The sequence below is a fragment of the Amycolatopsis sp. NPDC028719 genome, assembly GCF_055565395.1.
Genome location: NZ_JBVHUL010000002.1, coordinates 962,014 through 982,895, shown reverse-complemented (window position 1 = coordinate 982,895; position 20,882 = coordinate 962,014). Strand labels below are relative to the sequence as shown.

General features: G+C 72.3%; 18 protein-coding genes. 11 read left to right on the top strand and 7 right to left on the bottom strand.

Annotation, left to right across the window (positions count from 1 at the left end; genetic code table 11):
* Both ACZ4TR_RS12630 and ACZ4TR_RS12625 read left to right on the top strand, forming a co-directional pair.
* Nucleotides 1-783, top strand: a complete 783-nt coding sequence (locus tag ACZ4TR_RS12630) for a class I SAM-dependent methyltransferase (protein WP_465287135.1) — start codon at nucleotides 1-3, stop codon at nucleotides 781-783.
* A gap of 76 nt (nucleotides 784-859) precedes the next feature.
* The gene (locus ACZ4TR_RS12625) at nucleotides 860-1,111 is read left to right on the top strand and encodes a DUF4287 domain-containing protein (RefSeq protein WP_465287134.1); all 252 of its coding nucleotides are present in this window, start codon (nucleotides 860-862) and stop codon (nucleotides 1,109-1,111) included.
* A gap of 379 nt (nucleotides 1,112-1,490) precedes the next feature.
* Here the strand turns inward: ACZ4TR_RS12625 and ACZ4TR_RS12620 are convergent, their stop codons facing one another.
* A complete protein-coding gene (locus ACZ4TR_RS12620) occupies nucleotides 1,491-2,936 on the bottom strand; it encodes an MFS transporter (RefSeq protein WP_465287133.1) in 1,446 nt (481 codons plus the stop codon).
* 99 nt (nucleotides 2,937-3,035) lie between these two features.
* On the opposite strand from ACZ4TR_RS12620, the gene ACZ4TR_RS12615 reads away from it, so the two are divergent.
* Nucleotides 3,036-4,241 (top strand): cytochrome P450, encoded by a 1,206-nt coding sequence (locus ACZ4TR_RS12615; RefSeq protein ID WP_465287132.1) that lies wholly within the window; start codon nucleotides 3,036-3,038, stop codon nucleotides 4,239-4,241.
* Nucleotides 4,242-4,247: 6 nt separating this feature from the next.
* Here ACZ4TR_RS12615 and lexA read toward each other — a convergent pair whose 3' ends face one another.
* Nucleotides 4,248-4,901, bottom strand: a complete 654-nt coding sequence (lexA, locus tag ACZ4TR_RS12610) for a transcriptional repressor LexA (protein ID WP_465287131.1) — start codon at nucleotides 4,899-4,901, stop codon at nucleotides 4,248-4,250.
* A gap of 259 nt (nucleotides 4,902-5,160) precedes the next feature.
* Between lexA and ACZ4TR_RS12605 the strand changes: the two genes are divergently transcribed.
* Nucleotides 5,161-5,673, top strand: coding sequence for a lytic polysaccharide monooxygenase auxiliary activity family 9 protein (locus ACZ4TR_RS12605; protein ID WP_465287130.1), 513 nt, complete (start codon nucleotides 5,161-5,163; stop codon nucleotides 5,671-5,673).
* A 42-nt stretch (nucleotides 5,674-5,715) separates the two neighbouring features.
* On the opposite strand, the gene ACZ4TR_RS12600 is transcribed toward ACZ4TR_RS12605, so the two are convergent.
* The 3 genes from ACZ4TR_RS12600 to ACZ4TR_RS12590 all read right to left on the bottom strand — a co-directional run bounded on the left by ACZ4TR_RS12600 (nucleotide 5,716) and on the right by ACZ4TR_RS12590 (nucleotide 9,268).
* Nucleotides 5,716-6,390 (bottom strand): response regulator, encoded by a 675-nt coding sequence (locus ACZ4TR_RS12600; RefSeq protein ID WP_465287129.1) that lies wholly within the window; start codon nucleotides 6,388-6,390, stop codon nucleotides 5,716-5,718.
* The gene (locus ACZ4TR_RS12595; protein ID WP_465287128.1) at nucleotides 6,387-7,532 is read right to left on the bottom strand and encodes a sensor histidine kinase; all 1,146 of its coding nucleotides are present in this window, start codon (nucleotides 7,530-7,532) and stop codon (nucleotides 6,387-6,389) included. Before ACZ4TR_RS12595 ends, ACZ4TR_RS12600 begins: the two co-directional genes overlap by 4 nt.
* A gap of 197 nt (nucleotides 7,533-7,729) precedes the next feature.
* Entirely contained in the window at nucleotides 7,730-9,268 is a 1,539-nt protein-coding gene (locus ACZ4TR_RS12590; protein ID WP_465287127.1) for an alpha/beta fold hydrolase, read from the bottom strand.
* A 249-nt stretch (nucleotides 9,269-9,517) separates the two neighbouring features.
* Between ACZ4TR_RS12590 and ACZ4TR_RS12585 the strand changes: the two genes are divergently transcribed.
* Nucleotides 9,518-12,535, top strand: coding sequence for a DEAD/DEAH box helicase (locus ACZ4TR_RS12585; RefSeq protein WP_465287126.1), 3,018 nt, complete (start codon nucleotides 9,518-9,520; stop codon nucleotides 12,533-12,535).
* Complete coding sequence (locus ACZ4TR_RS12580) at nucleotides 12,528-13,259, top strand: SWIM zinc finger family protein (protein WP_465287125.1); 732 nt, start codon at nucleotides 12,528-12,530, stop codon at nucleotides 13,257-13,259. Before ACZ4TR_RS12585 ends, ACZ4TR_RS12580 begins: the two co-directional genes overlap by 8 nt.
* A gap of 22 nt (nucleotides 13,260-13,281) precedes the next feature.
* Here ACZ4TR_RS12580 and ACZ4TR_RS12575 read toward each other — a convergent pair whose 3' ends face one another.
* Entirely contained in the window at nucleotides 13,282-14,505 is a 1,224-nt protein-coding gene (locus tag ACZ4TR_RS12575; RefSeq protein ID WP_465287124.1) for an MFS transporter, read from the bottom strand.
* An 85-nt stretch (nucleotides 14,506-14,590) separates the two neighbouring features.
* The gene (locus ACZ4TR_RS12570) at nucleotides 14,591-15,535 is read right to left on the bottom strand and encodes a LysR family transcriptional regulator (protein WP_465287123.1); all 945 of its coding nucleotides are present in this window, start codon (nucleotides 15,533-15,535) and stop codon (nucleotides 14,591-14,593) included.
* Nucleotides 15,536-15,620: 85 nt separating this feature from the next.
* On the opposite strand from ACZ4TR_RS12570, the gene ACZ4TR_RS12565 reads away from it, so the two are divergent.
* Genes ACZ4TR_RS12565 through ACZ4TR_RS12545 form a run of 5 tightly spaced genes read left to right on the top strand, consistent with a single transcriptional unit; the run spans nucleotide 15,621 to nucleotide 20,768 of the window.
* Entirely contained in the window at nucleotides 15,621-16,580 is a 960-nt protein-coding gene (locus tag ACZ4TR_RS12565; RefSeq protein ID WP_465287122.1) for a cyclase family protein, read from the top strand.
* A gap of 8 nt (nucleotides 16,581-16,588) precedes the next feature.
* On the top strand, nucleotides 16,589-17,719 hold the full coding sequence (locus tag ACZ4TR_RS12560) for an FAD-dependent oxidoreductase (RefSeq protein ID WP_465287121.1): 1,131 nt from the start codon (nucleotides 16,589-16,591) through the stop codon (nucleotides 17,717-17,719).
* An 18-nt stretch (nucleotides 17,720-17,737) separates the two neighbouring features.
* Entirely contained in the window at nucleotides 17,738-18,676 is a 939-nt protein-coding gene (locus ACZ4TR_RS12555; RefSeq protein WP_465287120.1) for a VOC family protein, read from the top strand.
* On the top strand, nucleotides 18,676-19,605 hold the full coding sequence (locus ACZ4TR_RS12550; RefSeq protein ID WP_465287119.1) for a fumarylacetoacetate hydrolase family protein: 930 nt from the start codon (nucleotides 18,676-18,678) through the stop codon (nucleotides 19,603-19,605). The genes ACZ4TR_RS12555 and ACZ4TR_RS12550 overlap by 1 nt, the downstream gene beginning before the upstream one ends.
* 2 nt (nucleotides 19,606-19,607) lie before the next feature.
* A complete protein-coding gene (locus tag ACZ4TR_RS12545) occupies nucleotides 19,608-20,768 on the top strand; it encodes an alpha/beta hydrolase family protein (RefSeq protein WP_465287118.1) in 1,161 nt (386 codons plus the stop codon).
* Nucleotides 20,769-20,882 lie beyond the last annotated feature (114 nt).

The window sequence follows — 20,882 nt, the reverse complement described above, 5'->3', positions numbered from 1 at the left end:
ATGCCCACTTTGCCTCATGAAGCTCGTTCCTTCGCTGAATCCTTCGGGGTCGACGCCGAACGCTACGACCGCGCTCGGCCGGAGTATCCCGCTGAGCTCGTCGATCGTGTTGTCGCGGCGAGTTCTGGTCGTGACTTCCTCGACGTCGGGTGTGGTACCGGGATCGAGGCTCGGCAGTTCCGGGGCGCCGGGTGCTCCGTGCTCGGGGTCGACCCTGATCCTCGGATGGCCGCCTTTGCTCGCGGTACCGGCGTTGACGTCGAAGTCGCGACGTTCGAGGACTGGGACAGTGCGGGACGGACCTTCGACGCCGTCGTTGCCGGGCAGGCCTGGCATTGGGTCGATCCCGTTGCCGGTGCGGCCAAAGCGGCCGATGTCCTGCGTTCCGATGGCCTGCTTGCCGTGTTCGCGCACGTGTTCCAGCCGCCGGGGCCGGTGGCGGACGCCCTTGCCGCAGGCATTCGCCGGGTGCTGCCGGACTCGCCGTTCGCGGGGGAGTCGAGAAGTCCTGCTGAGCTGTACGACGTCATGTTCGCCAAGTTCGCCGACGGGATCCGGGAATCGGGCCGCTTCGGTGAACCCGAACGGTGGTCGTTCGCCTGGGAACGGACGTACACCCGGGACGAGTGGCTGGATTTCCTGCCCACGACCGGCGGACTGACCCGGCTCGCGCCGGACGCGCTGGCCGACGTGCTCGCCGGCGTCGGCGCGGCCATCGACGCGCTCGGTGGCGGCTTCACGCTCGCGTACACGACGCTGGCGGTGGTCGCGAAGAAGGCTTGACAAGAAAAGTTGTCGGTGAGACCTTGGTGGCAAGTCGCACCGACCGAAAAACCTTCGGCCCCAACCGGGAGTCACCATGTCTTTCCAGGCCTACCTCGACAACGCCGAAAAGCAGACCGGCATCACCCCGCGTGCCTTCCTCGCCCTCGCCGCCGAGAAGAACCTCACGAAGCACGGCGAGATCGTCGCGTGGCTGAAGACCGAACACGGCCTCGGCCACGGCCACGCGACGGCCATCGCACGGCTCGTCACCAAGGGGCCCGAGTTCGTCGCCGCGCAGCACACGGACGGCGTCCTGCACCTCGACGGCGTGGCCGCGCGGGCCTGACCCGGGCGGCCGGGGCCCGGCAAAGCCATGGTTCAGTCGCTTGGCTTCCGTCGCGGCCGCGCAACGGATCGCAGCCCGGTCGCCCGCGATCCGGACGTCGCGAATGACTCATCCGGGTCGCCAGAAGCCCCCAATGACTCATTCAAGACGCCTGCCCAGGGGCACCGCGCCCCTCGACCTGCGGCGGGGCAGCCAGGCCGGGCGACTTCGCCGGAACCCTGACCCCGGCGGCCGCCCGCCGACGGTGCGCCGCACCACGGCGCCGATGAGGTCGTGGCCACCGGGGCATCCCAGCGCTATCCGTCATGTCCGGCTCCTCCGGGTCGGCGCCGCATCAGAGGCTCGGGCGCCGCGCGCGAACCGCCTGGCGGGCCGCCGGTCAGCGACTCGCCGCGGCGGGTTCCGGGCTCGCGAGAGCCGGAACCGAGTGCCTCGGCAAGAAGGCGGCGACGGCCAGCGCGATGAGCGCCGCGGCCGATCCCATCCCCAGTACGAGCCGGAAACCGTTCTGCGAAGGCAGTTCCACCGGTCCGAACCGGACGGTCAGCCGGGCGAGGACCAGGCCGGCGGTCGCACTCGACACCGATGTCCCGATCGAACGCATCAGCGTGTTGAGGCTGTTCGCGGCCGCCGTCTCCGACACCGGCACCGCGCCCATCACGAGCGACGGCATCGCGCCGTACGCGAGCCCGATGCCGGCGCCGATAACGCTCGAGACCAGCACCAGGTGCCAGGTCGCGCTCATCAGGACGATGCCGAGCGCGTACCCGGCGGCGACGACGACCGCGCCCAGCATCAGCGTCGTCTTCGGACCGCGCGTGGCCGTGATGCGCGCCGACACCGGCGCCAGCGCCATCATGACCAGCCCCGACGGCGCCATCACCAGGCCCACCACGAGCATCGACCGGCCCAGGCCGTACCCGGTGGCGGCCGGGAGCTGCAGCAGCTGCGGCAGCACCAGCGACATCGCGAACATCGCGAAACCGAAGACCGCCGACGCGATGTTCGTCAGCAGCACCTGGCGCCGCGCGCTCGTCCTCAGGTCGACCAGCGGCCGCGGGGTGCGCAGCTCCCACCGGCCCCACCACAGCAGAACGAGCACCGCTGCGGCGAACAGGCCGAGCGTGATCGCGCTGCCCCAGCCCCAGTCGGCACCCTTCGAGATCGCCAGCAGCAGGCACACCAGCGCGATCGAGAGCCCGGCCGCGCCGAGGACGTCGAACCGGCCGCCGGTGCGCACCGGCGACTCCGGCACGAGCGCGACGACCAGCGCCGTGACCACCAGGCCGAGCCCGGCCGCGGTCCAGAACAGCACGTGCCAGTCGGCGTTTTCGGCCAGCAGCGCCGCCGCGGGCAGGCCCAGTGCGCCGCCGACACCGAGGGACGCGCTCATCAGCGCCGTGGCCGAGCCGAGCCGTTCGGCGGGCAGCTCGTCGCGCATGATGCTGATCCCGAGCGGGATGACGCCGGCGGCCAGGCCCTGCAGCGTCCGGCCCGCGACCATCGGCACGAGCCTGTCGGAGAGCGCGCCGATCGCCGAGCCCACCACGAGTGCGCCGAGGCTGACCAGCAGCATCCGCCGCTTGCCGTACATGTCGCCGAGGCGGCCCATGGTCGGCGTCGCCACCGCGCCCGCGAGCAGGGTGGCGGTGATCGCCCAGGTGGCGTCGGCGGCGGAGGCGTGCAGCAGCCCGGGCAGCGCCGGGATCAGCGGGATGACCAGCGTCTGCATCAGCGAGACGGTGATGCCCGCGAGGGCGAGGACCGCGACGACGAGGTTCGCGCGGGGCGACGCCTCTGCGGCGGGCTGGGCGGGGTCGAGCACGGGGTGGTCCTCCGGAAGTCCGAATTAAATCAGTCGCTTGACTTAGCGTAGCAGTCTTCGGTTGACTGATCACGAACCGACGGCCACCGCGGAGGACACATGACGAGCACCGCCGAGATCCCCGGGTTCCCGATGACGCGCGCCGCGGGGTGTCCGTTCGACCCGCCGCCCGCGGCCCGGGCACTGCAGGATGAAGCTCCGCTCACACGAGTCCGGCTGTGGGACGGCAGCACGCCGTGGCTGGTCACCCGCTACGCCGAACAGCGGGCGCTGCTCGCCGATCCCCGCGTCAGTGCCGACATCACCCGTCCCGGCTACCCGAGCCCGGCGCCGCTGCCGAAGGGCGGCACCGGCATCAGCTTCATCCTGATGGACAACCCGGAACACGCGCGGCTGCGGAAGATGGTGACCGCGCCCTTCACGATCCGGCGCGTCGCCGCGATGCGCCCGGCGGTGCAGAAGATCGTCGACGACCTCCTCGACGAGCTGCTGGCCGGCCCGAAGCCGGTCGACCTCGTCGAGGCGTTCGCGCTGCCGGTGCCGTCCCTGGTGATCTGCGAGCTGCTCGGCGTCCCGTACGCCGACCACGACTTCTTCCAGGAGAACAGCAAGCTCATCATCCGGCGCGACGCCAAGCCCGAGGAGCGTGCGGCGGGGCACCAGGCGCTCGTCGGGTACCTCGACCGGCTGATGGGGGAGAAGCTCGCGGCGCCCGCCGGTGACCTGCTCTCCGGGCTCGCCCGCCGCGTCGACGCCGGGGAGCTGTCGCGCACGGAGGCGGCGCAGATGGGCGTGCTGCTGCTCATCGCCGGCCACGAGACGACGGCGAACATGATCGCCCTCGGCACCCTGGCCCTCCTGGAGCACCCGGACCAGCTGGCGCTGCTGCGGGAGTCCGACGACCCGGCCCTGGTGGCGTCGGCGGTCGAAGAGTTGTTGCGGTACCTGAACATCACGCACAACGGCCGCCGCCGCCTCGCGCTGGAGGACATCGAGATCGCCGGCGAGACCATCCGGGCGGGCGAGGGCCTGATCATGGCCAACGACCTCGCCAACCGCGACCCGGCGGTGTTCCCCGGTGGCGACCGGCTCGACCTCACCCGCGACGCCCACCGGCACGTCGCCTTCGGCTTCGGCGTCCACCAGTGCCTCGGCCAGCCGCTGGCCCGGCTCGAGCTGCAGGTCGTCTACCGCACGCTGTACCGGCGGATCCCGACGCTGGCACTGGCCGCCGACGTCGGGCGGATCCCGTTCAAGCACGACGGGTCCGTGTACGGCGTGTACGAGCTGCCGGTCACCTGGTGAAGCGGGTCAGACGCTCCGCAGCACGGAGACGACCACGCCCAGGATCGCCGCCCGGTCACCGTCGATGACGTCGTAGGCCGGGTTGCGGGGCTCGAGGAACACGTGGCCGTTGCGGCGGCGGTACACCTTGACCGTCGCCTCCTCGTCGATCATCGCCGCGACGATCTGGCCCGAGTGCGCCTCGCTCTGCTGCTTGACCACGACGATGTCGCCGTCGCAGATCGCGGCGTCGATCATCGAGTCGCCGCGCACGCGCAGGCCGAAGACGGTGCCCCGCCCGGTGAGGTCACGCGGCAGCTTCAGGACGTCGTCGACGTGCTCCACGGCCGAGATCGGCGTACCGGCGGCGATGTCGCCGACGACCGGCACCGGGACGGAGTCGCCGTCTTCCCGCGTCTCGCCGCCCTGCAGGAACGCGCGCACGTCCATCGGGCGCGACACGCCGGCGCCGCGGCGCAGGAAACCCTTGTCCTCCAGGCTCGCCAGGTGCTTCGACACCGACGACGTCGACTGCAGGCCGACCGCCTCGCCGATCTCGCGCGTGCTGGGCGAGTACCCGTGGCGGACCACCCAGTCCCGGATGGCGACCAGGATCTTCTGCTGCCGTTCCGGCAGGGCCGCGGCGTCGAGGTGCTCGAACGTGTCGTCGTAGGTGGTCACCGGCGGAATCCTAGAGGCAGGCGCCGCGCGCGGCGCGCCCTGGGCGCCCCGGCGGGTCCCGCTGACCGGAACACCGGGTGAAGGTTGGCGTCTTACCAACATGAACCTCGACTTTGCCATCTGTTGACCTCGTGTCCGAATCGCCGTATGGTCTAGACCACAATTTTCCTTCGCTCGAACCCCCTTCCCGGCGCGGTGGGCACCCCCTGCCGCGAGTTCGTCGTATCCGGGAAGCGAGCCTGTCCTCGAAGGAGCTGGTATGAACCGCAAACTGGTCGCGGCCGCGGCGGGTGCTCTCCTGGCCCCCGTCCTGGTGGTGGTGAGTCCCGCCGGGATCGCGAGCGCGCACGGCTACGTCAACTCCCCGGCCAGCCGCCAGGCGCAGTGCGCACAGGGCACGGTGTCCTGCGGCAACATCAAGTACGAGCCCCAGAGCGTGGAAGGCCCGAAAGGCCTGAAGTCCTGCAACGGCGGCAATTCCCAGTTCGCCGAGCTGAACGACAACAGCAAGGGCTGGAAGGCCTCGTCGGTCGGCCGCACGGCGACGTTCACGTGGACCTTCACCGCCCGCCACCGCACGGCGAACTACGAGTACTGGATCGGCAACGACAAGGTCGCCGACATCAGCGGCAACAACCAGCAGCCGCCGCAAACCGTGTCGCACCAGGTGAACCTGGGCAACCACACGGGCCGCCAGACGGTGCTGGCGGTGTGGAACATCGCTGACACGACGAACGCGTTCTACAGCTGCATCGATCTGCAGGTGAGCTGAGCCCACCGTCCACCCGGGAGCGCGCGACTCCCGGGTGGCCGGTCAGCCCGCGGCGCTGACGAGCCCCGTCCGGTAGGCCAGTACCACGGCCTGGACCCGGTCCCGCAGGTCGAGCTTGGTGAGGATCCGCGAGACGTACGTCTTCACCGTCTCCACGCTCAGCACCATCTCGGCCGCGATCTCGGCGTTCGACAGGCCGCCGGCGATCAGTTCCAGCACCTCCAGCTCCCGCGGGGCCAGCCGGTCCAGCGGCCCGCCGGTGGGAGCCGCCGGCTGGATGCGGTCGGCGTAGCGGCCGATCAGCGTCCGGGTCACCGCCGGGGAAAGCAGCGACTCACCGCGCGCGACCGTGCGCACGCCTTCCGCGAGCTCGTTCAGGGGCGCGTCCTTGAGCAGGAACCCGCTCGCCCCGGCCCGCAGCGCGTCGTAGACGTACTGGCCGACGTTGAACGTCGTCACGATCAGCACCTTCGCCGGCATCGCCGCGCCGGGGCCGGCCACGCGGCGGGTCACCTCGATCCCGTCCAGGAACGGCATCTGGATGTCCATCACGACGACGTCCGGGCGCAGCCGCCCGACCTCGGCGAGGGCTTCGCGGCCGTTCGCGGCCTGCCCCGCCACCTCGAGGTCCGGCTGGGCGCCGAGCACGGCCACGTACCCCGCGCGGATGAGCTCCTGGTCCTCGCAGATCAGCACCCGGATCGGGCCGTCGGTCATCGGTCGCTCCGTACGGGGACCCCGGCCGTCGGGAACGCGGCGCTGACGCGGAACCCGTCCGCCGACGGTCCGGCGGTGAACCGGCCGCCGAGCGCGTCGACGCGGTCGCGCAGCCCGGTCAGCCCGCGCCCGCCGGAGCCGAGAACGCCGGCGTCGGTCGCCGGGCCCCGGGTGATCACGTCGATCTCGAGGAGGTCCGCGCCGTAGCCGACGCGCACCGTCGCCGGCCGGCCGGCGGCGTACTTGGCCGCGTTGGTCAGCGCTTCCTGCACGATCCGGTACGCGGTGAGCTCGGTTTCCGCCGGCAGTGCCCGGCGTTCGCCCGACTCGACCAGCTCGGCCTCCCGGCCCGGCTGCTCGACGAGGCCGCGCAGCGCGCCCAGGCCCGGGGTGCGCGCGCCGGTCGCTTCGAGGACGCCGAGCAGGAACCGCAGTTCGGTGAGAGCGTCGCGGCCCGAGCCGGTGATGGCGGCGAGCACTTCGGGAAAGTGGCCGGGCGGCAGGTACTGGGCGGCGTCGGCCTGGACCACCATGGCCGTCACGTGGTGGGTGACGACGTCGTGCAGCTCCCGGGCGAGGCGCGCCCGTTCGTCCGCCGCCGCGGCCGCGGCGGTGAGCCGCCGCCGGTCGGCCTCCTGCCGCCGCCGTTGCCGCACCAGGGCGCCCAGCGACCAGAAGAGGATGAGCACCGCGTAGTAGACGACATAGGTCGGCAATTCCGTCGGTGAGCCGCGCAAGGTGACCAGGACCGCGAAGACGACGTACCCGGCCGACACCGCGGCGGGCAGCGCCCGGCGGAACCGCTCCTCGCGCGCTCCGGCCGAATAAAGCGCGAAGTACAGCGCGAGACTGCCGATCGTGGGTGGATACGCGAGCACTTCGTGCGCCGCGAAACAGGGCGCGACGATGGCGAGGGTCAGCGCGGGCCACCGGCTGCGCACCGCGAGCGGGAGCGTCTGACCCAGCACCAGCACGACCGCGAGGACACCGCCGTCGTGCCTCGGCAGGTCGCCGAACTGGGCCCCGATCATGTCGAGTCCCGGCACGAACGCGGCGGCCGTGACGGCCGCGGCGAGCGCCCGGTCCCGGACGTCGGGGGGCACGCCCGCCCATCGGTTCCGGAGACGTCCCAGCGTCGGCATGGGCGGGAGCCTAGCGAGGCCGGCCGCGCCCCGGTCGGCCCGGCGGGAGGAGCGGAAGACACGGCGTGGCTCGATCGTCCACCAGGGCAGGAATCCTGGTCCGGCCGGGCATCCCGGTGCGAATCCGCTGTGTGCGCCGTGTCCTCCGACGCGAGCGGGCGGCCGTCCCCGGGGGAAGGCCGCCCGCTCGCGGGTGGTCAGTGCCGTGCGACGTCGGTGCAGTCGAGGTCCTTGTCCGGCAGCCGGCCGGTGTCGAGGAAGGCGACGGTGGCGTCGTCGGCGCAGGCCGAGCCTTCGTGGTAGACGTAGTGCCCGCCGTTGTCCACCCCGACGAAGGCGGCGCGGTCGCCCAGGGTGCGGCGCAGGCCGATGCCGGAGTCCCACGGCGTGGCGTGGTCGCGGCGGTTCTGCAGGATCAGCGTGTTGCGCGCGCCTTGCCCGGTCACGGCCACCGGCTTCTCGACCGGGTGCGGCCAGAACGCGCACGGCCAGATGTTCGCCGGCATGCCCGCGGTGAGGGGCCAGGCCTTGCGGTCGGCGGCGGTGCGCGCGGCGTAGCTGCCGACGTCGTGGGACCACTCGGCGTCACCGCAGGTGAGGGCCAGGAACATGGTCACCTGGTTGTCCGCGGGAACGCCCGGGGCGGCCGGGGTCTCGGCGAACACCTGCGTGAGCACCTTGCCGTCGGCCTCGGTGAGGTGGCCGTCGGCCAGGTCCGCTGCGGCCTTCCAGACCTGGGCGAGCACCGGCACGGTGTCGTTGTGGATCAGCAGCGCGTAGGTGACACTGCGCAGCAGCGCCCCGTTCACCGACTGCGGCGTGCCCGGCACCGGCGCCGGCTGCCGGTCGAGCCGGTCGGCGAGCGCGAGGTAGGTCCGGGTGACTTCGGCGGGGGTGGCGCCGAGCCCGAGAGCGCCGTTCTGCGCGGCGGCGACGGCGGCGGCGTCGGGGAACCGCTCGGCCATGCCCTTGCCCCAGCTCTCCGCTTCACCGGCCCAGACGTGGGCGGGATCGACGTTGCCCTCCAGGATCACGCGGTCGGCGCGGTCCGGGTAGAGCGCGTTGTAGACGCTCCCGAGGTAGGTGCCGTACGACTGGCCCCAGTACGAGATCTTGGCTTCGCCGAGGGCTTCGCGGACGCGGTCGAGGTCGCGAGCGGTGTTGGCGGTGGTGAAGTAGCGCAGGTTCTCCCCGGCCTTGGCGGCACACTTCGCGGCCGTGGCGCGCGCCGCCTGGACATTGGCTTCGATGGAGCCGTCGGCTGCGGGGTAGGGGAAGAGCGTGGCGACGCCGGCGTTCTCGAGGCCGCAGGTCTGCGGGGTGCTGGTCCCGACGCCGCGCGGGTCGAAGCCGATCAGGTCGTAGCCGTCCAGCACGGACTTCGGCAGCGTCGGTGCCATCGCGCCGGGCGTGTCGAGCCCGGGCAGCGCCGGACCACCGGGGTTCAGCAGCAGGACGCCGTGGCGCTTCGCCGGATCGGTGGCGCCCAGCCGGGAGATCTCGACGTCGATCGTCGTGCCGTCCGGACGACCGTAGTCGAGGGGGACCTTCACCTTCGCGCAGGTGAGCCGCGGATCCCGGGTGGCGCCGGGCGCCGCCGCCGGGCACGGTCCCCACGCGAGCGCCGCGGCTGGGGCGTCTTCGTCGTCCGCGCTGTCGCAGGCGGCCACGCCGAGAACGGTCAGTGTGGTGACCGCCAAGGCGGCGGCGAACCGTAACCCGCGTGTCTTCCTCATGGTGCCAGCCCTCCGATTTCGGCGGCGGCAGGCCTTGGTGGCCCCCGTCCGCTGTGACGGCGACGAAGTTATCGAGAGCGGGACGGCGAAAACGTCACCCCGGAGCGAGCAGACCGGGTAGCTCGCTCGGGGGACAAGCCGGCGGTGTCCTCTGTGGACGGATCGCCGCCGTCGGGGGTATCGCGGCGGCCTTCGCCCCTGGCGTGCGACGATCTGGGGGACCCCGATCGGACGAAGGAGCGTCAGACCTTGCCCTTCGTACACGCTCTGTGGTCTCCGGGCCGCGGTCTGCTGCTCTGGGCGGAGCACGCCCGGCGCCCGGCCGGCACGTCGAGCCGGTCGGCGCACATCGCGCTTCCGCATCCGTTCGCGGTCTCCAGCGCGCAGCTGGCCGCGCTGCATCCCGGCAAACCCACGTCGGTGACGGTGCTGCTGCCGTCGCGGGCGAACCGGCCGCTCGCCTCCTCCGAGGCGGCGGGCGGCCGGCGTGGCCCGGCGCCGTCGTTGCGGCCGTGGTCGGTGCCGGCGCTGATCGTGGACGCGGCCGAGCTGGACGACCTCGACGACTCGGCCACCTACGGCGCTTCGGTCACCTACCTGCGGGCGGTGGCCCGCCTGGCCGCGGATCTGGTGCGGCGTGGGCGGGTGCTGCCGACGCTGGTCCGCCGGGGCGACGCGGCGGAAGCCCGGTGGCGCCCGGTGCTCCAGGGCGTGGACTTCGTCGCGTTCGACGCGCTGGTCGCGGCCATGCCGCCGGTCGGGCGGGCCGAGCAGGTCGCGCCGCTCACCGGGGCCTCGCCGCGCGCGCTCGCCACCGATGCCCTCCACACCCTGGTCGACGCGACGGTCCGGGACCGGCTGGCGCGGGCGGATCCGCCCGTCGACCTGCCCGGGGGCCCGGGCGCGGCCGAGGTGTGGCTGTCCGCTTTGCAGGGCGGCGTTTCCCGCGTCGAACTGCCGCTGGAGGAGCTCGGGGTCCTGGCCGACGCCGTCGCGAAGTGGGACGCAGTCGCCGACACCGACGTCATCGACGGCCGGGCGTGTTTCCGGCTGGCCGAAGTCGGCACCCTGCGGCAGGCGGCCGTGGACGATCCCGACGACCAGACCGGCGACGGCACCAAGTGGCAGCTGCAGTTCCTCCTGCGGGCGACGGCCGATCCGAGCTTGCTGCTGTCCGCGGGCCAGATCTGGTCGGGCGAGGCGAACGGGCTGGTCCGGGACCCGAAGGGGCTGTTCGTCGCCGAACTGGGCCGGGCCGCGCTGGTGGAGCCGATGCTGGCGCCGGCGTTGCGCCGGACCCAGCCGGCCGAGTACGACCTGACCGTCGAGGAAGCCGAACAGTTCCTCACCTCGGGCGCGACCAGCCTGATCGAAGCCGGGTTCGAAGTGCAGCTCCCGGCAGCCTGGGACGGCCGGCGCCGGCTCGGGCTCCGGCTGTCGGTCCGCAGCACGCCGTCGGAGCAGGTCGTCACCCGCAGCCGGGTGGGCCGCGACGAGCTGGCCGGCTTCCGCTGGTCGCTCGCGGTGGGCGACGACGAAATCGGCGAAGAAGAACTGGCCCGGCTCGTCGCGGCGAAGACCCCGCTGGTGCGGCTGCGGGGCCGGTGGATCAGCGTCGACGCCGACCGGCTCCGCGCCGGTCTCGAGTTCCTGCGCCGCGACCCGCACCGGACGACCCAGGGACCCACCGCGGCCGAGCTCCTCGAACTGGTCCACCTCGAGCGGGAGGCGCCGCTCCCGGTCACCGACGTCCGCGCCGGCGGCTGGGTCGGGGACGTCCTGGCCGGGCGGGTCCACGAGGTGCTGCGGCCGGTCGAGCTGCCGCCGTCGTTCCGCGCGACCCTGCGCCCTTACCAGCAGCGGGGGGTCGCCTGGCTGGCTTTCATGTCGGCGCTGGGGCTCGGGGCGTGCCTGGCCGACGACATGGGCCTCGGCAAGACCGTCCAGACGCTGGCGCTCGAGGCCGTCGAGCGGGCCGGCCACGATCGCGAGCCGACGCTGGTGCTGTGCCCGATGTCGCTGGTCGGCATGTGGCAGCGGGAAGCGGCGAACTTCGCCCCCGGCCTGCGGGTCCTCGCCCACCACGGCAGCGCCCGCGCGCACGGGGACGCGCTCGCCGAGCAGGTCGCCGCGGCCGACCTCGTCGTCACGACCTACGCCACTGCCGCTCGTGACGCCGGCGAGCTCGAGAAGTTCGCCTGGCGGCGCCTGGTGCTCGACGAAGCGCACGCCATCAAGAACGCCGACACCGCGACGGCCAAGGCGGTGCGGCGGTTCACGGCCGGGCACCGGCTCGCGCTGACCGGCACCCCGGTGGAAAACCGGCTGGCGGACCTGTGGTCGGTGCTGGATCTGCTCAATCCCGGGCTGCTCGGCAGCAAGTTCGAGTTCCGCCAACGGTTCGCGGCCCCGATCGAGCGCCGGGGCGACACCGCCACGGCCGCCGCGCTGCGCCGGCTCACGCAGCCGTACCTGCTGCGCCGGGTGAAGACGGACCCGGCGATCGTCCCCGAGCTGCCGGAGAAGATCGAGATCACGCAGGAATACCGGCTCACCCGGGAACAGGGCACGCTGTACCGCGCGATCGTCGACGAGATGATGAAGAAGATCGAGAACAGCCAGGGCATCAAGCGCCGTGGGAACATCCTCGCCGCGATCACGAAGCTCAAGCAGGTCTGCAACCACCCCGCGCACCTGCTGCACGACGGCTCCCCGATCGGGCAGCGCTCCGGCAAGGTCATCCGGCTCGAAGAGATCCTGGCGGAAATCCTGGCGTCGGGCGATCGGGTGCTGTGCTTCACGCAGTACACCGAATTCGGCCACATGCTCGTGCCGCACCTGTCGGATCGGCTCGGCGCCGAAGTCGCGTTCTTGCACGGTGGCCTGGCGAAGGGGGCGCGAGACGCGATCGTCGAACGCTTCCAGGCCGCCGACGGGCCGCGGATCCTCCTGCTGTCGCTCAAGGCGGGCGGCTCCGGGCTCACGCTGACCGCCGCCAGCCAGGTCCTGCACCTGGACCGCTGGTGGAACCCGGCCGTGGAGAACCAGGCGACCGACCGGGCGTTCCGGATCGGGCAGGGGCGGACCGTCCAGGTCCGGAAGTTCGTCTGCCCGGGCACGATCGAGGAACGCATCGACACGCTGATCACCAGGAAACGCGCGCTCGCGGGAATGGTCGTCGGTGAAGGCGAAAACTGGCTGACCGAGCTGTCCACGGACGCGCTGCGCGGAGTGCTGGCTCTGGGGGAGGAGGCGATCGATGACTGAGCCGCTCGGGTGGTGGCCGACCCGGTTCGTCCGGGCGTTGACGGCGATCGGCGTCCTCCTGCCCGCTCACGGCCAGGGGCACGTGGTGTCCTTGGCGGTCGGCGCCGGGCGCGTCGACGCCGAGGTGCGGGACGGTCGTTCGCACCAGGTGCGGATCGGGTTGACGGCGTTCGGGAAGACGGACTGGGCGACGATCACGCAGGCGCTCGCCGCGAAAGCGTCGTCCACGGTCCAGCTGCTCCGCGGCGAGCTGCCCCGCGACGTCGAACAGATCTTCACAGCGGTCCGGCTGCCGTTGTTCCCGTCGTCGGCGCGGGAGGTGTCCCTGGACTGCACCTGCCCGGCCGCCGAGGTGCCGTGCGGCCACCTGAACGCGGTGTTCTCCGCGCTCGTGGCGCGGGTCGCCGACGATCCGTTCACCGTTCTCGCGCTGCGCGGCCGTGACCGTGAAGCGTTGCTCGAGGAGCTGAAGAACCGGCTGATCTCCGCCGAGCCGCTCGACCCCGACGACCGGTCCCCGGCCCTGACCGAAGTCATGGAAACGTTCTTCGACTCCGGTCAAGCCCCGGGCTTGGGTGGCACGGCGCCGTTACCAGGGCCGCGAACGCGGTTCGACGCGGTCTTGGACCAGGCCCCGCCGTTCCCGATCCCGGCGGGCGGCGAAGACGTCACCGAGCTGTTCCGGCCGGTGTACCGGGCGATCACCGGAGAGCACGGCACTTAGGTCCGGCGGTGGGGCTTCCCGGTCAGTCAGTCGTGAGGTCGAGCCGCGGGTTGTGCCGCCGAGTGGCCAAAACGCAGATCCCCGCCATCACCGCCGCAGCCAGCCCCAGCACGCCGATCGCCGGCCGCAAGCCGCCGGCACCGGTGCCGATCGCGGCGATCAGCAGCGGGCACAGGAACTCGCCGATGAACAGCGCCGCGGTCCACCCGCCGGTACCGCGGCCGCGCTGCTCGAAGTCCAGGCCGTTCACCGCCCAAGTCAGCAGCGTGGGCAGGAGCATGCCGGTGCCGAAACCGGCGATCGCCGCACCCGCGGAGATCACCGGGATCGAACCGGTCGCGAACACCAGCAGAAAACCGAGCGCGGACAGCCCGAACTCCGCCGGCAGCAGCGTGCGCGGGGTCCGGTGGGACAGCCGGGCGAACACGACGCACCCGGCGGCCGTGGCCACGGACATCAGCGCGCTGATGCCGCCGATCGCCGCTGTCGCCGCGAGTCCGGCTTCGGTGAGCACAAAGGACAGTTCCACGATCAGCGTGTAGAACACGATGCCGCCGATGAACGTGACGAGGCACGGCGTGAGCAACGTTCGCCACGGCAGCGGTGCCGGACGGCGGCCCGGGGTCGCCTGGCCGGCCGGCTGCCAGATGAGCTTCGCGGCCGGTGGGACCAGCACGAGCGCGACCGCGTACACCCAGAACGGCGTCCGCCAGCTGTGCGCCCCGAGCACCCCGCCGAGGGCCAGGAACACCGTCGCGGACAACGACGCGACGAGCGTCTGCAGGCTCAGGTAGCGGCTGCGCCGCGCCCCGGACCAGTAGTCGCCGATCAGCGTCGTCGCGCAGGTCATGATGGCCGCCTCGCACACGCCGACCAGGACGCGGCTGACCAGGATCGCCGGCAGGGACGGCAGATACAGCGGGGCGGTGCCGGTGATCGCGTAGCACACCAAGGCGACCAGCAGCAGCCGCTTGCGGTCGGCCTTGTCGACGATCAGGCCCGCGAACGGCGCGGTCAGCCCGATCAGCAGGGCGGGAACCGTCAGCACCACGGGCGCGAGGACGTCGGCGCCGGGCACTCCGGCGAAAGCGTTCTGCAGCTGGGGCAGCACCGGCGCGATGAGCACGGCGCCGAGCACGGAAAGGCAGCTGGCGGACAGCAGGATCAGCAGCTGAGCCGTTCCCGGCCGGCGGCCGCCCGCCGAAGGGGCGGCGTTCGGACGGGAACTCGCGAGGTGTTCGGACATGGCGCCTCCGGCCCACGTGCGGCCGGTCTCCGGTGATCGGCAGCGCTTGCGCAAAAGTGTCGGGAAAGCGGCGCCGGAGCGGAAATCACTTCTCCCGAAGGCCGGTATCAGCCGGGGTGATGCCGATCATCGCCGCGACCGCCCGCCGGACGACGTCGCGCAGGTACCGGTGCTCGGGATCGTCGTCGTACATCGGGTGCCACCACATCGCCTCCACGAGCGGGGTCGCGTCGAAGGGGCACGGGAGCGCCCGCACGCCGAGCTCGGCCGGGATCCCGTCGGCGAGCCGGCGTTGCACCAGCGCCACGCGGCCGGACCCGGCGACGAGCCCGGGCACGGTCAGGAACGTCTCGGTGACCACCTGGATGCGCGGTTCGATCCCGAGCATGCGCATCTGCCGCGCGGCGGGGGTGGACGCCGTCGGCCCGTGGTAGGTCACGACCCACGGCATGGTCTCCAGCTGCCGGACGGTCAGTGCGCCTTCGACGGCGGCGTTGTCCGCGGCCACCAGGCACACCCATTCGTCGCGGTAGAGGTCCTCGTGCGGCAGGTCGCCGACGAACCCGTGCGGGATCACCAGCAGGTCGGCGTGGACCAGCTCCTGCGCCGCCGCGTCGACCATCCTCGGCGTGTTCGCGGGGAACCGCAGCCGGGTGCCCGGCGCCTCCTCGGCGAGGCGGGCCGCGATCCCGGGGCCGAGCATGGCCACCCCGTAGTCGCTCATGAGCATCGAGAACTCGCGCGCCGACGACGCCGGGTCGAAGTCGGGCTCGGCGGCGAACACCCGCTCGGCTCCGGACAGGGCCACGCGCACGCGTTCCTTGAGCTGCACGGCCAGCGGGGTGAGCCGGTACTGGTTCCCGGAGCGCGTGAGCAGTTCGTCGTGGAAGTGCCGGCGCAGCCGGGCGAGCTGGGCCGACACCGCCGGCTGGCCGAGCCCCATCCGCGCCGCCGCACGCGTCACGCTGCGCTCCTGCAGCAGCGCGTCGAGCGCCACGAGCAGGTTGAGGTCCAGGCGAGCGAGGTTCACAGCGAGCCACGGTATCAACGCTGTCGATACTCCACATCATCGATCTTTTCTTCCCTGATATCCCGTCCGGCCCGACAGTGAGGGGGTGGACCGAACCGATCCCGAGGCCGCGATCGCCGAAGCCGCCCAGCGCTGCTCCAACTGGGGCCGCTGGGGCACCGACGACGTGCTGGGCACGCTGAATTTCCTGGACGACACCCAACGCCGGGAGGGCGCCGCGCTCGTCCGGCGCGGGGTCAGCTTCTCGCTGGCGCAGCGCTTCGACGCGGACGGCCCGCAGAAGGGCTGGCGACGGCGCACCAACCCGGTGCACACGATGCTCGACACCGGCCTGGACGCCGAGCGCGGCCAAGGCTTCCCGCACGGGCTCGGCGGCGCCGACGACGTCGTCTTCATGCCCTTGCAGGCCTCGACGCAGTGGGACGGCCTCGGTCACATCTTCGACCACGGCGTCGCGTGGAACGGCCGGCGCGCCGGCGACGTCGTGACCAGCGAAGGCGACCGGGTCACCGGGATCGAGACCGTGGCAGGCCGGATCGCCGGCCGCGGCGTGCTCCTCGACGTCGGCCGGGTGCTCGGCGAAGACGGCGAACTGCCGGACGGGTTCGCGATCACCACCGGCCACCTCGAGGCCACCATCGCCGCCCACGGCGAGACCGCGCGAGTCGGCCGCGGTGACCTGCTCCTGGTGCGGACCGGCCGGCTCACCCGCGCCCGGCGCGAAGGCTGGGGCGACTACGCGGGCGGCCCGGCCCCGGGCCTGTCGTTCACCACGGCGGACTGGCTGCACGGCAGGGAAATCGCCGCCATCGCCACCGACACCTGGGGCTTCGAGGTCCGGCCCAACGAGTTCGACGACGCCTTCCAGCCGCTGCACCAGGTCGCCATTCCCCACATCGGCCTGTTCCTCGGCGAGATGTGGGACCTGGACGCCCTCGCGGCCGACTGCGCCGCCGACGGAGTCCACGAGTTCTGGCTGACCGCCGACCCCCTGCCCGTGACCGGTGCCGTCGGCGCCCCGGTCGCCCCGATCGCCGTCAAGTGAGGACCGCCATGCCCGCCGTCACCACCGTCCTCGTCGTCGGCAGCGGTCTCGCCGGCACGGCCACCGCGATCCACCTCGCGAAGGCGGGAGTTACCGTCGACCTCGTCGAAACCGAACCCGGCGTCACCGCCATCGGCTCGGGAATCACCTTGCAGGGCAACGCCTTGCGGGAACTGCGCACCCTCGGCGTCTGGGAGGAAGTCCGGGCGAAGGGGTACGGGTTCGACGGCCTGGGCCTGCGCGCGCCCGATGCCGCCGGAACGCTGCTGGCCGAACTGCCGGACGCCCGCACCGGCGGCCCGGACCTGCCCGCCGCGCTGGGCATGCCGCGCCCTGACCTCGCCCGGATCCTGCACGATCGCGCGGCCGCGACCGGCGCGAAGGTCCGGTTCGGCGCCACCGTCACCGAGCTGCGGCAGGACGGCAGCCACGTCGACGTCACCTTCACCGACGGCTCGACCGGCCGCTACGACCTGGTCGTCGGCGCCGACGGAATCCGTTCGACGATCCGGCGGCTCCTGGGCATCGACCTGAAGACCCGCGCCACCGGCATGGGCATCTGGCGCGCCTTCGGCCCCCGCCCGGCGTCGGTCACGCGCACCGACCTCTTCTACGGAGGCCCCTGCTACATCGCGGGCTACTGCCCGACCGGCGAGAACTCGCTCTACGCCTACGTCGTCGAAGACGCGCAGGACCGCAGTTCCCTGAACCCTTCGGAACGGCTCGCCGTCATGCGCGGGCTCGCCTCGGCCTACCACGGACCGTGGGACGACATCCTCGCCACGCTCGACGATCCCTCCCGCGTCAACTACACCTGGTTCGAGACCCACGTGCTCCCCGCGCCGTGGCACCGCGGCCGCGTCGTGCTGATCGGCGACGCCGCCCACGCCTGCCCGCCGACCCTCGCCCAGGGCGGCGCCCAGGCGTTCGAGGACGCCACCGTCCTCAGTGAACTCCTCCTCGGCGCCGAAACCCTCGACGACGCGCTGTGGAGAGCCTTCAGCGAACGGCGTGTCGCCCGGGCGACCGCCGTCGTCGAAGCGTCGAACCAGCTCGGCCAATGGCTCCTCGACCACGAACAAGGCGACGTCCCCGCCCTGATGGGCCGGGTCGCCGCCCTCGTCGCCCAACCCGCCTGAACCTTCCGGAGCAACGCCATGACCGATGGCCTCATCACCCACCTGCGGCACGTCGACCTCGCCGTGCCCGACCTCGCCCGCCAGCAGGACTTCTACACCGGCGCGTGGGGACTGACCACCGAACACACCGACACCGGGATCGCCTTCCTCGCCGCGGAAGGCTCGCCCGAGCACTACATCGTGCGGCTGCGCCAGGCGACGGACAAGCGCATCGACCTGATCGCCTTCGGCGCGGCCACCGCGGCCGACGTCGACACCCTGGCCGCACGCCTGGCGACCGCCGGCGTCACGCTGGTCCACGAGCCCCGCGCCCTGCAGACTCCCGGTGGGGGGTACGGGTTCCGGTTCTTCGACAACGAAGGCCGCACCATCGAGGTCAGCGCCGGCGTCGCGGTCCGCGCCCACCGCAAGATCGAAGCGGGCGAGGCGATCCCGGTCCGCCTGTCCCACGCGGTGATCAACTCCGCCGACCCCGAAGGCACGCGGCGGTTCTACGAACGCCACCTCGGGTTCAAGCTGTCCGACACCCTGACGCACCCGCGCATGGGCGGGATGATGTGGTTCCTGCGCATCAACGCCTGGCACCACAGCCTGGCCATCGCCCGGGGGCCGCACCCGTCGCTGCACCACGCGTCGTTCGAGATGCGCGGGATCGACGAGTACATGCGTGGCACCGGACGGCTGCTGCAGGCCGGCGTGGAGAAGATCTGGGGCCCCGGGCGGCACCTGGCCGGCAACAACACCTTCAGCTACTTCCTCGACCCGCACGGCAACACCGTCGAGTACACCACCGAGCTCGACCTGGTCGACGAGGACACCTGGCACCCGCACCTCTACGACTTCACCCGGCCCGGGGTGTCCGACCAGTGGGGCACGGCCAACGCGATGAACGAGTTCGTCGCCGCCCGCTCGTTCAACGACCCTGACAAGGGTCTGTTCGTCGCCCCGCCTGTCTGATGCGCCTCGCCACCTACGAGCACGGCCGAACCGTGCACGCGGGCGTGGTCTCCGGCGACGCCGTCCACGCCTTCCGGGCCGGGGTCACCGTGCTCGACCTGGTCCGCGGCGGCCTCCCCGCCGCCCTCGAAGCCGGGGCGGCCGCTCTCCGCGGGCCGGCCGTGGCCTTGACGGAGGTGCGGCTGCTGCCGCCGCTCGAGCCACCGAGTGTCCGTGACTTCGTCGCCTTCGAGGAGCACGTCGAAGGCATGGTCGCGCCGGGGTCCGTGCCGCCGGAATGGTACGAGGCGCCGACGTTCTACTTCACCAACCCCGCCGCGCTGGTCGGCGCGCACGACGACGTGCCGGTCCCGCCGGGCTCGCGGTCGTTCGACTTCGAGCTGGAGGTCGCCGCCGTGCTGGGGCCGGACGCGATCTTCGGCTACACGATCCTGAACGACTGGTCGGCGCGCGATCTGCAACGCCGCGAGATGCGGGTCAACCTCGGCCCGGCCAAGGGCAAGGACTCCGCGACCACCCTGGGGCCGTGGCTCGTCACCGCCGACGAGCTGGCGCCGTACCGGGACGCGGACGGCTTCCTCGCGCTGGACATGCGGGTCGCGGTCAACGGCGTCGAGGTGGGTCAGGACCTGTTGTCCAACATGGGCTGGCCGTTCGAGGAACTGGCCGCCTACGCCGGTCGCGGCACCCGGGTGCGGGCCGGGGACGTCCTGGGTTCGGGAACGTGCGGCAACGGCGGCTGCCTGGCCGAGCTGTGGGGCCGGCGCGGCGAACAGCAGCCGCCGCCGCTGAAGCCCGGCGACGTCGTCGAAATGACCGTCGAAGGCATCGGGACGATCCGCAACACCGTCGTTCCCGGCGTCGTGCTGCCGCCGGTGCGTCCGGCGCGGCGGCGGCCCCGGAATCGGCTCCACCCTGAAAGGACCTGACCTTGTTCGAGTACTTCCCCGGAAACTACGTCTGGAACCTGGGCGTGGTCGCCGCGCTCAACTCCGGTGGCCTGATCGACGAGATCGACCGCGCCTGCCGCCCGATCCGCGAGGCCGCCGCGCGGGGCTCCGACGCCGGCACCCCGGACTTCCTGCGCGCGTGGACGGCCTTGACCGACCAGCTCGTCACCCAGGCCGAAGCCGCGGAGAAAGCCGGGCACGAACGCACCGCCGGGCAGCTGTACTTCCGCGCCACCAACTACCTCTGCCAGGCCGAGCGCATGCTCGCGCACTCGAACCCCGACCGGCTGCCGGCCTATCGCCGCGTCCTCGCCCTGGCGCAGAAGGCGTTCGACCTGCGTGACCCGCGCATCTCCCGCGTGGCGATCCCGTACGAGGGCACGACCCTGCCCGCCTACTTCAGCGCGGCGCCGGCCACGAGCGACGGCCCGGCGCCGGTGGTGGTGCTGGTCAACGGCCTGGACTCGACCAAGGAGCACATGTACGGGTCGGCGCACTGGGAGGAACTGGCCGCCCGCGGCATCTCGTGCCTCATGCTCGACCAGCCCGGCACCGGTGAAGCGTTGCGGTTGCAAGGGATCACGGCCCGGATCGACAGCGAGGTGTGGGCCGGCGCCGCCGTGGACTGGCTGGAGCAGCGCGACGACGTCGACCCGGCGCGGATCGGGATCGTGGGCTGGTCGCTCGGCGGCTACTACGCCCCGCGCGCCGCGGCCTTCGAGAAGCGGTTCGCGCTGTGCGTCGCCTGGGGTGCCAACCACAACTGGGGCGCGGTGCAGCGCCGCCGCCTCGAACGCGAGGGCGAGCGGCCGGTGCCGCACTACTGGGAGCACGTCCTGTGGGTGTGGGGCCACGACGACCTCGACACGTTCATCGCCTTCGCCGACGACGTCCACCTCGACGGGGTCGTCGAGAAGATCACCGTGCCGTTCCTCATCGCCCACGGCGAGCGGGACCGGCAGATCCCGCTCGAGTACGCACACCGTTCCTACGAGCAGGCCGTCCACTCGCCCCGCCGCGAACTGCGCGTGTTCACCCCGGAAGAGGGCGCGACCGAGCACATCGGGCTCGACCACCTCCCGCACGTGAGCACGTACATCGCCGACTGGGTGGCCGATACCTTCGCCACCATCGGCGGCTGACGGGCGGGCCGGCGATCCGAACCGGACCTTTCGCCCGCGTTTCGGTTCGTCCGCAACGGATGCGGCCCGGCACCGGATGTTGTTCCGGCCGGGCCGCAGGTGCTATACCGGCAC